Source organism: Duganella radicis, assembly GCF_009720825.1.
Classification (GTDB): Bacteria; Pseudomonadota; Gammaproteobacteria; order Burkholderiales; family Burkholderiaceae_D; genus Rugamonas; species Rugamonas radicis.
On sequence record NZ_WNKY01000030.1, the window covers coordinates 1 to 12,562 of the forward strand.

At 62.6% G+C, this 12,562-nt stretch carries 12 protein-coding genes and 1 rRNA gene; 8 read left to right on the top strand and 5 right to left on the bottom strand.

The window, feature by feature from the left end; translation table 11 throughout:
* Together GM676_RS21670 and GM676_RS21675 are read right to left on the bottom strand one after the other, a co-directional pair.
* Window positions 1-338: ribosomal RNA gene (locus GM676_RS21670) — 16S ribosomal RNA — on the bottom strand; the annotation flags it as partial.
* 260 nt (window positions 339-598) lie between these two features.
* On the bottom strand, window positions 599-1,375 hold the full coding sequence (locus GM676_RS21675; protein ID WP_155466016.1) for an enoyl-CoA hydratase: 777 nt from the start codon (window positions 1,373-1,375) through the stop codon (window positions 599-601).
* A gap of 123 nt (window positions 1,376-1,498) precedes the next feature.
* On the opposite strand from GM676_RS21675, the gene GM676_RS21680 reads away from it, so the two are divergent.
* Entirely contained in the window at window positions 1,499-2,713 is a 1,215-nt protein-coding gene (locus GM676_RS21680) for an MFS transporter (RefSeq protein ID WP_229262816.1), read from the top strand.
* Between the two features lie 43 nt (window positions 2,714-2,756).
* The gene (locus GM676_RS21685; protein WP_155466018.1) at window positions 2,757-3,194 is read left to right on the top strand and encodes a universal stress protein; all 438 of its coding nucleotides are present in this window, start codon (window positions 2,757-2,759) and stop codon (window positions 3,192-3,194) included.
* Here GM676_RS21685 and GM676_RS21690 read toward each other — a convergent pair.
* From GM676_RS21690 to apaG, 3 genes are all read right to left on the bottom strand, one after another.
* Window positions 3,191-5,218 (bottom strand): LamG-like jellyroll fold domain-containing protein, encoded by a 2,028-nt coding sequence (locus GM676_RS21690; protein WP_155466019.1) that lies wholly within the window; start codon window positions 5,216-5,218, stop codon window positions 3,191-3,193. The two genes, GM676_RS21685 and GM676_RS21690, sit on opposite strands and share 4 nt — an antisense overlap.
* A 147-nt stretch (window positions 5,219-5,365) precedes the next feature.
* Window positions 5,366-6,589: a murein transglycosylase A gene (gene mltA / locus GM676_RS21695; RefSeq protein WP_155466020.1), complete on the bottom strand. Its 1,224-nt coding sequence runs from the start codon at window positions 6,587-6,589 to the stop codon at window positions 5,366-5,368.
* 101 nt (window positions 6,590-6,690) lie between these two features.
* Complete coding sequence (gene apaG / locus GM676_RS21700) at window positions 6,691-7,065, bottom strand: Co2+/Mg2+ efflux facilitator ApaG/CorD (RefSeq protein WP_155466021.1); 375 nt, start codon at window positions 7,063-7,065, stop codon at window positions 6,691-6,693.
* A 157-nt stretch (window positions 7,066-7,222) separates the two neighbouring features.
* Here apaG and rpe point away from each other — a divergent pair, with 157 nt between their 5' ends.
* The 6 genes from rpe (at window position 7,223) to GM676_RS21730 (ending at window position 12,560) form a co-directional block, all read left to right on the top strand.
* Entirely contained in the window at window positions 7,223-7,888 is a 666-nt protein-coding gene (gene rpe / locus GM676_RS21705; protein WP_155466022.1) for a ribulose-phosphate 3-epimerase, read from the top strand.
* A 4-nt stretch (window positions 7,889-7,892) separates the two neighbouring features.
* Window positions 7,893-8,585, top strand: a complete 693-nt coding sequence (locus GM676_RS21710) for a phosphoglycolate phosphatase (protein WP_155466023.1) — start codon at window positions 7,893-7,895, stop codon at window positions 8,583-8,585.
* A gap of 199 nt (window positions 8,586-8,784) precedes the next feature.
* Window positions 8,785-10,281, top strand: coding sequence for an anthranilate synthase component I (trpE, locus tag GM676_RS21715; RefSeq protein ID WP_155466024.1), 1,497 nt, complete (start codon window positions 8,785-8,787; stop codon window positions 10,279-10,281).
* A 1-nt stretch (window position 10,282) separates the two neighbouring features.
* Window positions 10,283-10,846: an anthranilate synthase component II gene (locus tag GM676_RS21720; protein WP_155466025.1), complete on the top strand. Its 564-nt coding sequence runs from the start codon at window positions 10,283-10,285 to the stop codon at window positions 10,844-10,846.
* 17 nt (window positions 10,847-10,863) lie between these two features.
* Window positions 10,864-11,901 (top strand): anthranilate phosphoribosyltransferase, encoded by a 1,038-nt coding sequence (gene trpD / locus GM676_RS21725; protein ID WP_155466026.1) that lies wholly within the window; start codon window positions 10,864-10,866, stop codon window positions 11,899-11,901.
* Window positions 11,902-11,903: 2 nt separating this feature from the next.
* Window positions 11,904-12,560: a LysE family translocator gene (locus GM676_RS21730; RefSeq protein ID WP_155466027.1), complete on the top strand. Its 657-nt coding sequence runs from the start codon at window positions 11,904-11,906 to the stop codon at window positions 12,558-12,560.
* Window positions 12,561-12,562 lie beyond the last annotated feature (2 nt).

Here is a 12,562-nt window from a genome sequence, read left to right on the forward strand (position 1 = left end):
TAGGAGTCTGGACCGTGTCTCAGTTCCAGTGTGGCTGGTCGTCCTCTCAGACCAGCTACTGATCGATGCCTTGGTGGGCCTTTACCCCACCAACTAGCTAATCAGATATCGGCCGCTCCAGGAGCACAAGGCCTTGCGGTCCCCTGCTTTCATCCATAGATCGTATGCGGTATTAGCGTAACTTTCGCTACGTTATCCCCCACTCTTGGGTACGTTCCGATATATTACTCACCCGTTCGCCACTCGCCACCAGACCGAAGTCCGTGCTGCCGTTCGACTTGCATGTGTAAGGCATGCCGCCAGCGTTCAATCTGAGCCAGGATCAAACTCTTTAGTTTAATCTCTGTTTGTGGTCATTTCTGACCAGGTTCGCTCACTCAAAATACTGACAGTATTTCTTGTTGAGCATTTAATGCTTTTTGTTGCAGCATCAAACGCCCACACTTATCAACTGTAATTTTTTAAAGATCTTGTCTTGCGCTGCGAAGCGTTTTGTTCGCAGCAGAGAAGCGAGATTATGCAGTGTTTCGTTTATCTCGTCAACCCCTCGTTTCTACTTCACATTTGCATGCGCCGTTTCGCGAGGGACCGAACTATATCAAAGACCTTCGAAGTTTGGCAAGCGCTTTTCCAGGAAAGCCTGCATGCCTTCTTTTTGCGCCGGTGTGCCGAACGCGGCCTGGAACAGACGGCGCTCATAGGTCACACCTTCGGACAGCGTGGTTTCAAAGGCGCGGTTCACGGAATCCTTGATCTGCATGGCCACCGAGGTCGACATGGAAGCGATCTGTTTGCCGATGGCCAGCACTTCTTCGATCAGCTTATCCGCCGGCACCACGCGCGACACCAGGCCGATGCGCTCCGCCTCGGCCGCATCGATGGTGCGCGCGGTCAGCAGCATGTCCATCGCCTTGGCCTTGCCGATCGCGCGCGGCAGGCGCTGCGTGCCGCCCGCGCCCGGCACCACGCCGACCTTGATTTCCGGCTGGCCGAACTTGGCGCTGTCCGCCGCCACCAGAAAGTCGCACATCATGGCCAGCTCGCAGCCGCCGCCCAGCGCGAAGCCGGCCACGGCGCCGATCACCGGCTTGCGCACGCGCAGGATGTGCTCCCAGTTGCGGCCGATGTAGTTGTCGCGGTAGGTATCCGGATAGGTGTAGTCCACCATGGCCGCGATGTCGGCGCCGGCGGCGAAGGCTTTCTCGCTGCCGGTCAGCACGATGCAGCCGATGGCCGGGTCGGCATCGAACTTATATAAGGCATCGCCCAGCTCGTTCATCATGTGGTCGTTCAGCGCATTCAGGGCTTTGGGGCGGTTCAGACGGATCAGGGCTACTTTGTCGTGCACTTCTACGATCAGGTCTTCGTACTGCATGTGTTCCTCCAGGTGGAAAATTTACCAATCGATTGTAGCGCCTATCATCGGCACTGGTATGATTGAAATTCGGCAATTAGTACTAAAGAGCTTCCCATTTTTAACTTCCGTAACGACGAACTGCTGCGCAACGGCGACTTCCGCCGCTACTGGGCCAGTGCGATCATCAATGGCTTTGGCAGTTACGTCAGCGCGCTGGCGCTGCCGCTGTGCGCGGTGCTGATGCTGAAAGCCTCGCCCGCGCAGATGGGCATGATGGGCGCGGCGGCCGCCATGCCGTTCGCGCTGCTGGCCCTGCCGGCCGGCGTTTTCCTCGACCGTAACCGCAAGCTGCCCATCCTGCTGGCCAGCAAAGCCATCCAGGCGCTATCGCTGGCCAGTATTCCGGTGGCGTGGTGGCTGGGCCTGCTGTCGGTGCAATGGATGTACGTGGTGTCGTTTATCACCGGCGCCTGCGGCGTGGTGGGCGGCGGCGCCGAGCAGGTGTTCCTGACCAATATGATCGGCCGCGACAAGCTGACCGACGCCCAGTCCAAGTTCACCGCCACCGATTCCGCCTCGCGCCTGCTGGCGCCTGGCATCGCCGGCGTGCTGATCCAGTGGCTGACCGCGCCCTACGCGGTGATCCTGAACGCGCTCGGCTTCGTGGTGTCGATCGCCCTGCTGCGCAATGTGAAAGCCAACGATCCCAAGCCGCCGCCCTCCAACAAGCATCCGCTGCGCGACGTGCTGGACGGTTTCCGCTTCATCTGGAGCCAACCGCTGCTGCGCACGCTGGCCTGGGCCTCGGGCCTGTGGCATATGCTGTTCTACGGCTTCGCCGCGCTTCAGGTGATTTTCGCCACCCGCGAACTGGGCATGAGCCCCGGCATGCTGGGGGTGGCGCAGATGGTCGGCGCGCTCGGGGTACTGATGAGTTCCCTGCTGCTCAAGCCGCTGACCGCGCGCTTTGGCGCCACCGGCGCCATGCTGACCGGCGCCGGCCTGTGTGCTTTCGCCTACATCGTCAATCCGCTGATTCCGGCCAATCTGTTCGGCTACCCGCTGGCCAGCGCGATCGCCTGCGCCGCCATGTCGCTGTTCCTCGACTGCGGCGTGATGCTGTTCCTGCTGCCCTACACCACCATGCGCCAGAAAGTCACGCCGGACGAGTACCTGGGACGCATGGTCTCCACCATGCGCTTCCTGACGGTGGCGATCGCCCCGGTGGGGGCGCTGACGGCCGGCTATATCGGCGAGCATTTCGGCGTGCGCACCGGCCTGGCCTGCGTGGCGGCCGGCAGCGTGGTGCTGATCCTGCTGCTGGCCCTGTCGCCATCCGTGCGCCAGAAAAGCTGACTAGCCAGTAGGCTGGTTCCATGTCCACTCATGGGAGCCAGTCATGTTCAAATCCATCCTGCTGCCCACCGACGGTTCCGACCTGTCGGACAAGGCCACCGCCATCGCGGTCGATTTCGCCAAGTTGCATCAATCGCGCATCGTCGCCGTCACGGTGATCCAGCCCATGCTGCTGCCCTCGCTGGGCGATAGCGGCGCCATGATCGACACCGGCCAGTACGAAACGCAAATCCAGAACGCCGCCCGCCACCATATCGACAAGGTGGCGGCGGCCGCCAGCGCGGCCGGCATTCCGTTTGAAGGGGTGATAGCGATGTCGCCCAATCCCTGCGAGGAGATTGTGGAAGCCGCCAAAAAGTACGGCTGCGACCTGATCATGATGGCCTCGCACGGGCGCAAAGGCTTGAACAAGCTGTTCCTGGGCAGCGAGACGCAGCGCGTGCTCTCCCACACCACGCTGCCCGTGCTGGTGCTGCGCTAGCCGCGGCGCGCGGTCAGCCACTGGCTGGCCGGCAGCGCACCGCTGGCCACGCGGATTTCGCCGATATTGCCGAAGAAGCCGTCAGCCCGCTGACCATCCCACGAGCCGCCGCCCACCACCCACGGCGACGAGGCCGACAAGGTCGCCAGCCCGGCCACATTGCTGCTGTTGCGCAGCACCGGCGCGCCCTCCACATACATCACGGTGTCGTGCGTCGCCGGATCGTTGACGATGGCGATGTGCACCCAGTTGCCGGCGATGATCTCGCCCGACCAGCTGGCCATGGCGTCGCGCTGGCCGCCGATGTCCGGCACCACTTCCCATTGCACTTCGCGCAGGCTGGAAATCGCGAACAGCAGCGGCGGCGATTCCGGGTCGCCGCCGATGAAACCGGGCAGGTCGCCGCGCTTGCCGTCGCGGGTCATGATGTTCATCCAGGCGTGTTTGGCCTTGTCCCACGCCGGGTTGATCTTGATGAAGGCTTCGATCGTGTAGCCGCTGCTGGCAAAGGTCTGGGCGTTGATGGCGGCCGCCGCGTCGGTCAGGAAATAGCTGAGGCGTGGGGCGTTCTTGTCGGTATTCAGGAAGCTGACCGATCCCGGCGCCGAGGACAGCCGGTGGTGGTCGCTGCTCCAGACGATGTCGCCGGCATCGGCGCCGACCACGCCGCCACGGTTGAGCTGATCGCGCGTGAGCGGATTGGCGCCGGTAACGTCCGCGATGCGCGTGCCCGGCACCACCGGCGCGCCATCCGCGCCGCCGTAGAAGCGCCAGTGCGCCACCGTGGAGGCGACCTTCGGATAGTCCTCGGCATCCTTGGGCGCGACCGGCGTCACCACAGCCGGCTCGGTGTAACCCTTGAGCACCAGCGCCTTGGCCTGGTCGACCAGCGACGACGCCACCGTCGCCTTGCCGGCGCTGAAGCCCGGATTGAAACGGGCGAAGCGCCTGGCGAAATTCATGTTGATGGTGAAGCTGTGATTCGGCTCGGTCAGCACCGCGCGGTCGAAGGCGTTCAGCGTCTCGGCCGGTTTCATCGGCACCCACGGCGAGAACGACAGCACCTTGATCTGGTTATTGGTCAGATCGAACTCATACAGGCGCATCAGGCCGTTGCCGCCCTGGTAGGCCATCTGATAATCGACCACCATCTCCTCCACCGCGTTGCCGAAGTCATTGGTCTTGGTCAGGCGCGCGCCGCCATGATGGTGGCCGTTGAGCGTCATGAAGATCTGGTCGTTATCGCGTATCAGCTTTTCCCACAACATCTTGCCGTAGCCGGTTTCCAGCGGGCTGACCGCGTCCGGCGCGATATTCAGCAGCTGGTGATTGACCAGGATGGCCGGCAGGGTCGGATGGTCGGCCAGCACCTTGCGGGCCCAGGCGATGCCGGCGTCGGAAATGCGCCATGACAGCGACAACACCAGGAATTGCTGATCCTGCGCCTTGAAAATATGGTACTCGTGGAAGCCGGTGCTGTCGCGCGCGCCAAAGGTGGCCTGGCGTTGCGCGCGCCTGGCGCTGAACCATTGCAGATACGGCTCGTTGGCCAGCACGCGCTGGGTGTCGGTGCCTTTGGTGGGATCGCTGTCGTAATCGATATCGTTCAGCACATCGTGGTTGCCGGCCAGGATGGAGTACGGCACCTTGGCCACCTCCAGCACCTGCATGGCGCTGTCCGCCACTTTCCACTGCTCCGGCTTGCCGACCTGGTCGACCACGTCGCCCAGATGGATCAGGAATGGGATGTTGAGCGCCTGCGCGTTGCGCGCCACCCAGTTGGTCTGCGCCGCGTACGGCTCGTTGCCGTAATGGCGCTCGTACTGATTGCTTTCCGACGAAGTCGCATAGCGGGAGTAGAACTGGGTGTCCGGCAAAACCGCCAGCGCGAAGCTGGAAATCTGCGTGCTGGGCGCGACCGTCTCGCCGCTGGTGACGCTGCTGCTGCCGCTATCGCCGCCGCAGGCGGTCAGCAGCCCGCCCATCGACAGGCCGGAGGCGGAGGCCAGGCCCATTTTCAACATCGTCCGCCTTTGTGGGGCCGACGGTACGCTATCGTGCTGTTTCTTCATGGTCGCTCTCGGTAAGATCGAAAGCGCCCAATGTAGCGACCCGGGATGACATGCATATGACAAGTGACGAACCGTGCGCCCGTCACCGCCCCGTGTGCGTCAGTTCACCTGTTTGGGCAGCAGCACCCAGATGCTGCCGCGCTGCTTCATGCGGCCGGCGTTCTCGGCCGCCTCGGTGCCGAAGCCGAAGAAGTAGTCGACCCGGATGGCGCCGCGGATGGCGCCGCCCGTATCCTGCGCCATCACCAGCCGTTGCAGCGGGATGTCGCTGTTCGGCTGGGTGGTGGACAGGAACACCGGCGCCCCCTGCGGCAGCTGGGTGGCGTCGATGGCGACCGAACGCTGCGGCGTCAGCGGCACGCCCAGCGAGCCTTTCGGCCCCACTTTCGGGTCCGGCAGCTTTTCTTCCTTGAAGAAGACATAGCTCGGGTTCACATTGAACAGCTCCTGCATGCGGGTCGGGTGGCCGGCGATCCACGCCTTGATGCCCTGCGCCGAAGCCTGCTCCAGCGTCAGCTCGCCCTTCTCCACCAGGTATTTGCCGATCGACTTGTAGGGATGGCCATTCTGGTCGGCGTACGCCACGCGCACGGTTTCGCCGGTGTCGCTCAGCTGTACGCGGCCCGAGCCCTGCACTTGCAGGAAGAAGGACTCGACCGGGTCGTCCACCCACAGCAGTTCCTTGCCGCTGAAACTGGCCGATTCGATATCGGCGCGGGTGGCGTACGGCACCACCTTCTTGCCCACCACCTTGCCGCGCAGGCGCATGCCTTTCAGTTCGGGGTAGACGCTGGCCAGGTCGATGGTGACCATATCGTCCGGCACCTTGTACAGCGGCGTCTGGTACGGGCCGCCCTTCTTGCGGGCGCCGTGCAGCAGCGGCTCGTAGTAGCCGGTGATCAGGCCGTCGGTGGCGCCGTCCGGGGCGATGACCTGATTCGGCTCAAGGAAAGTTTCAAAGAAGGTGCGGATGGCACGCTCGTCGTTGCCGTTGACCGAGCGGGCGATGGTGCAGGACTCTTTCCACAGCGACTGCTTCACCAGCACCGTGCACGACGAGGTAAAGGCCGGCCAGGCGGCGCGCAGGTCGTCCTTGTCCCAGCCCGGCAGCGCGGCGAAGGTGGCCGGGACCATTTGCAGCTTGGCCGGTGGCGTCGGCTGAGTGGGTGGCGTTGGCGGCGCCGGCTGGACCGGCGGCTGCGGTTGCGGCTGCACCGGCGGCTGGGCCGGCTTCTCCGGCGGCAGCGGCGTGGAGGTACAGGCGGCCAGGACCAGCGCGACGGCGCTCAGCGGAACGAGTAGACTACGGGACGTGAGAGACATAAAAGGATAACTATGTGGCTATTGATGGTTGAAGCGGGCGTGGCGTTCTTCCTGCTGGTGTTCATCGTCTGGTGGACCATGAAGGGCAAGAAGTAAGCGGCTCAATGCAGGGTGCGCGGCAGCGACAGCACGAATTCCGGGATCTTGGCCTCGAACTGGTGGCCGTCCTCGGCCACGCAGAAGTACTCGCCCACCATCGAGCCCTGCGGTGTTTGCAGGGCGGCGCCGCTGGTGTATTCGAATTGTTCGCCCGGTTGCAGCAGCGGCTGGTGGCCGACCACGCCCAGTCCGCGCACTTCCTCGATGTGGTTGTTGGCGTCGGTGATGATCCAATGGCGCGAGATCAGCTGCGCCGCCACCGTGCCGGTATTCTTGATCGTGATCGAGTACGTAAACACAAAATTCGTGCGTTCCGGGTCCGACTGCTCCGGCAGGTACTGGGTTCTGACCGACACGGTAAATTCATAATTGGACATCAACATTCCTCTAAATAGCAAACTTGGCGATTGTATATCGCCAGGTACCCATTGCACCGCAAATCCGTCCCGCGTGCAAGGAGGACGCGCCTGAAAACGGGCGCTGGCGTCCGGAGCAGCGTAAAATAGCGCATCTTTTTTATTGCAAGCCCAAGCCATGACCACCTACCGCATCGCTCCCAGCATCCTGTCCGCCGATTTCGCCCGCCTGGGCGAAGAGGTGCGCAACGTCGTATCCGCCGGCGCCGACATCATCCACTTTGACGTGATGGACAACCATTATGTTCCCAACCTGACCATCGGCCCGCTGGTGTGCCAGGCCATCCGTCCGCATGTGGATGTGCCGATCGATGTGCACCTGATGGTCAAGCCGGTCGACCGCATCATTCCGGACTTCGCCAAGGCCGGCGCCAACATCATCACCTTCCACCCGGAAGCGTCCGAGCACATCGACCGCTCGCTGCAACTGATCCGCGACCACGGCTGCAAGGCCGGCCTGGTGTTCAACCCGGCCACCCCGCTGAGCTACCTGGAGCACGTGATGGACAAGGTCGACATGATCCTGATCATGTCGGTCAACCCGGGCTTCGGCGGCCAATCCTTCATTCCGCAGGCACTGAAGAAAATCGCCGAAGCGCGCCGCCTGATCGACGAATCCGGCCGCGACATCCTGCTGGAAGTGGACGGCGGCATCAAGATCGAGAACATCGCCGCCGCCGCGGCAGCCGGTGCGGACACCTTTGTTGCCGGTTCGGCCATCTTCGGCCAGCCGGACTACAAGGCCGTGATCGACGCCATGCGTGCCAACCTGGCCAAGGTATAAGCCGATGAGCGTACTGGCAGGCGTGCGCGCCGCGATCATCGACCTTGACGGCACCATGCTGGACACGATTCCCGACTTCCACGTCGCGATCAACGGCATGCGCGAAGAGCTGGGCTTGGGCCCGATCACGCAGGAGCAGATCGCCCTGATGGTCGGCAAAGGCTCGGAAAACCTGATCCGCTCCGTCCTGGCGCTGAATTGGGACGCGGACCGCATCGAGGCCGCTTTTGCGCAAGCGATGGACGCCTACCAGCGCCACTACCTCGCCATCAACGGCAACTACAGCACCTTGTTCCCGCAAGTGACCGAGGGGCTGGCCGCCATGAAGGCCCACGGCCTGCGACTGGCCTGCGTGACCAACAAGCCAATCAGCTTCACCACGCCCTTATTGAAGCTGAAAGGCCTGGACCAGTTCTTCGAGGTGGTCTATGGCGGCGACTCGCTGCCGCGCAAGAAACCGGACCCGCTGCCCCTGCGAACCGTGTGCGCCGACTTCGACCTGCCGCCGTCCCAGGTGGTGGCCATCGGCGATTCCTCGAATGACGCGCAAGCCGCGCGGGCTGCGGGTTGCCCGGTTTTGACAGTCCCATATGGATATAACCACGGAGAGTCTATACACGACACGGATTCCGATGGTATAGTAGCCACGCTGCTAGAAGCGGCTAGCCTGATTCGTTCACATCACACCAATAGCTGAACAACTGACCAAAATGTCGTCTCTCACCAAAAAACACATCGTCAACCAACCAGGCTCGATTGAGGCCTGGCTGTGGCGACGCTGGCAATCCTGGCAAAACTAAGCCGAACTGATTGCTGTCGTCCGCCCGCTTGCGCGCGACAGGTTTTTTGATGCACCACTACGCTGGCACACCTCAGCCAGCGCATGGAGAGAACACATGACCGAACTCGAATTCAAATCGTTGGCCACGGATGGCTACAACCGTATCCCCCTGATCGCGGAAGCCTTCGCCGATCTCGAAACGCCCCTCACGCTGTACCTGAAACTGGCGCAGACCCAGAACGCCGGCAAGAACACCTTCCTGCTGGAGTCGGTGGTGGGCGGCGAGCGTTTCGGCCGCTTCTCCTTCATTGGCCTGCCGGCGACCACCCTGCTGCGCACCTTCGGCAGCCGCACCGAGATCGTGAAAAACGGCGCGGTGATCGAGACCCACGAAGGCAATCCGCTGGATTTCATCGAGGCATATCAAAAACGCTTTAAAGTGGCGATCCGCCCCGGCATGCCGCGCTTCTGCGGCGGCCTGGCCGGTTACTTCGGCTACGACACCGTGCGCCACATCGAGAAAACGCTGGCGAACACGCAGCCGAAGGATGATCTGGGCCTGCCCGACATCCAGCTGATGGTGACCGAGGAACTGGCGGTCATCGATAACCTGAGCGGCAAGCTGTATCTGATCGTCTACGCCGACACCACCCAGCCGGAGTCCTACACCAAGGCCAAGCAGCGCCTGAAAGAGCTGCGCGTGATGCTGCGCCGTGGCGTGGAAGTACCGGTGGCCAGCGCCTCGGTACGCACCGAAGCCGTGCGCGAATTCGCCAAGGAAGACTATCTGAAAGCGGTGGCCCGCGCCCACGAATACGTGCTGGCCGGCGACTTGATGCAGGTGCAGATCGGCCAGCGCATCCGCAAGCCGTATGTCGATTCGCCACTGAGCCTGTACCGTGCGCTGCGTTCGCTGAACCCGTCGCCATATATGTACTTCTACAATTTCGGCGACATGCAGATCGTCGGCGCCTCGCCGGAGATTTTGGTGCGCAACGAGACCGCGCCGGACGGCCAGAAAAAAGTCACGCTGCGCCCTATCGCCGGCACCCGCCCGCGCGGTGCGACGCCGGAACGCGACGCCGAACTGGCCAAGGAACTGCTGGCCGACCAGAAGGAAATCGCCGAACACGTGATGCTGATCGACCTGGCGCGCAATGACCTGGGCCGCATCTCGGAAATCGGCAGCATCAAAGTGACCGACCGCCTGATCATCGAAAAATATTCGCACGTGCAGCACATCGTCTCCAACGTCGAGGGCAAGCTGAAAGACGGCCTGTCGAATCTGGACGTGCTGCGCGCCACCTTCCCGGCCGGCACGCTGACCGGCGCGCCGAAAGTGCGCGCGATGGAAATCATCGACGAGCTGGAAATCTCCAAGCGCGGCATCTATGGCGGCGCCTGCGGCTATCTGTCGTTCGGCGGCGAGATGGACGTGGCGATCGCGATCCGCACCGGCGTGATCAAGGACGGCAACCTGTACGTGCAGGCCGCCGCCGGCATCGTCGCCGACTCCATCGCCGAGATGGAATGGCAGGAAACTGAACATAAGGCGCGCGCCGTGCTGCGCGCCGCCGAGCAAGTGCAAGATGGTCTGGATGGGGAGTTCTAATATGCTGCTGATGATCGACAACTACGACTCCTTCACCTACAACATCGTGCAGTACTTCGGCGAGCTGGGTGAAGACGTGCGCGTCTACCGCAATGATGAAATCACCATCGCGGAGATCGAGGCGCTGAATCCGGACCACATCTGCATTTCGCCGGGACCGAAAGACCCGTCGCAAGCCGGTATCTCCATCGAAGTGCTCAGGCACTTCGCCGGCAAGAAGCCGATTCTGGGCGTGTGCCTTGGCCACCAGGCCATCGGCGAGGCGTTCGGCGGCAAAATCATCCGCGCCAAGCAGGTCATGCATGGCAAAACTTCTTTAATCGCGCATACGGGCGTGGGCGTCTTCAAGGACATCCCCTCTCCCTTCACAGTGATCCGGTATCACTCGTTGGCCATCGAGCGTAGCTCGCTGCCGTCCTGCCTCGAAGTGACGGCATGGACCGACGACGGTGAAATCATGGGCGTGCGCCACAAGGAATACGACATCGAGGGCGTGCAGTTCCACCCCGAGTCGATCCTGTCGGAACACGGCCACCAACTGTTGAAGAACTTCCTCGTACGCTGATTAAAGAAGGAAAAGCCATGCCTATCACCCATCAAGAAGCACTGCTGCGCTGCATCGAACACCGCGAGATTTTCCACGACGAGATGCTGCACCTGTTCCGCCAGATCATGTCGGGCGAAATGTCGCCGACCATGGTGGCCGCCCTGACCATGGGCCTGCGCGTGAAAAAAGAAACCATCGGCGAAATCGCCGCCGCCGCCACCGTGATGCGCGAGTTCTCCACCAAGGTGCCGATGGCCGACACCACCGGCCTGCTCGACATCGTCGGCACCGGCGGCGACGGCGCGCACACATTCAATATCTCCACCACGGCCATGTTCGTGGCGGCGGCGGCGGGCGCGCGCGTCGCCAAGCACGGCGGCCGCAGCGTGTCGTCGTCGTCCGGCAGTGCGGACGTGATTGAATCGCTGGGCGCGAATATCAATCTGAAGCCGGAGCAGATCGCGCAATCGATCGCGCAGACCGGCATCGGCTTCATGTTCGCGCCCAACCACCATGCCGCCATGAAGCACGTGGCGCCGGTGCGCAAGGAACTAGGCGTGCGTTCCATCTTCAATATTCTGGGTCCGCTGACCAATCCGGCCGGCGCACCGAATATTCTGATGGGCGTATTCCACGCCGATCTGGTTGGTATTCAGGTGCGCGTGCTGCAACGCCTGGGCGCGCAGCATGCCATCGTCGTCTACGGCAAGGACAATATGGACGAGGTGTCGCTGGGCGCCTCCACCATGGTCGGTGAGCTGATCGACGGCGAGATCCGCGAGTATGAAATCCATCCGGAAGATTTCGGCATGTCGATGATCGCCAGCCGCAATCTGCGCGTGGCCGATGCGGCCGAGTCCAAACAGCGCATGATGGAAGCGCTGCGCGGCGAGCCGGGTGCGGCCTACGATATCGTCTCGCTGAATGCCGGCACGGCGCTGTACGCAGCCGGTGTGGCCAGTTCGATTGAAGATGGCTTGAAGCGCGCACGCGAAGCGATTCATTCCGGCGCCGCGCTGCGCAAGATCGAGCAATTCGTCGAAGTCACCCAGTCGCTCGGCAAGGGGAGCTGACCATGTTCGGCATCCATGACCTGACGCTGTTTATCATCTCGGGCCTGCTGCTGAACATCATGCCCGGTCCCGATTCGCTGCTGATCATGACGCGCAGCGCCACCCAGGGCTGGCGCGCCGGTTCGGCCGCCGCGCTGGGCATCGGCGCCGGCACCATGGTGCACATCTTCGCGGCGGCGCTGGGCCTGTCGGCCGTGCTGTCCACCTCCGCCGCCGCTTTCACGGTGGTGAAATGGATAGGCGCGGCCTACATCGTCTACATGGGCGTCGGCATGCTGCGCGCCAAACTGCGCGACGGCAGCGCCGCTGATGCGGACGCCGATGTCGTCGCACGCGCCGCCCAGCCGCTGGCCTGGCGCAAAATCTTCTTCCAGGGCTTTCTGACCAATGTGCTGAATCCCAAAGTGGCGCTGTTCTTCCTGGCGTTTGTGCCGCAGTTTATCGCGGCGGACTCCAGCAACAAGCCGCTGGCCTTCATCATCCTGGGCGCGATCTTTAATTTTAACGGCATGCTGTATTGCCACGGCCTTGCCCTCTTCACCGCCTTCGCCAGCACGCGCCTGAACATCAAGCCGCTGGTGTCGCTGTGGCTGAACCGCACCATGGGCGGCCTGTTCCTGGCCCTCGGCGTGCGCCTTGCACTCTCGGAGCAACGTTAATC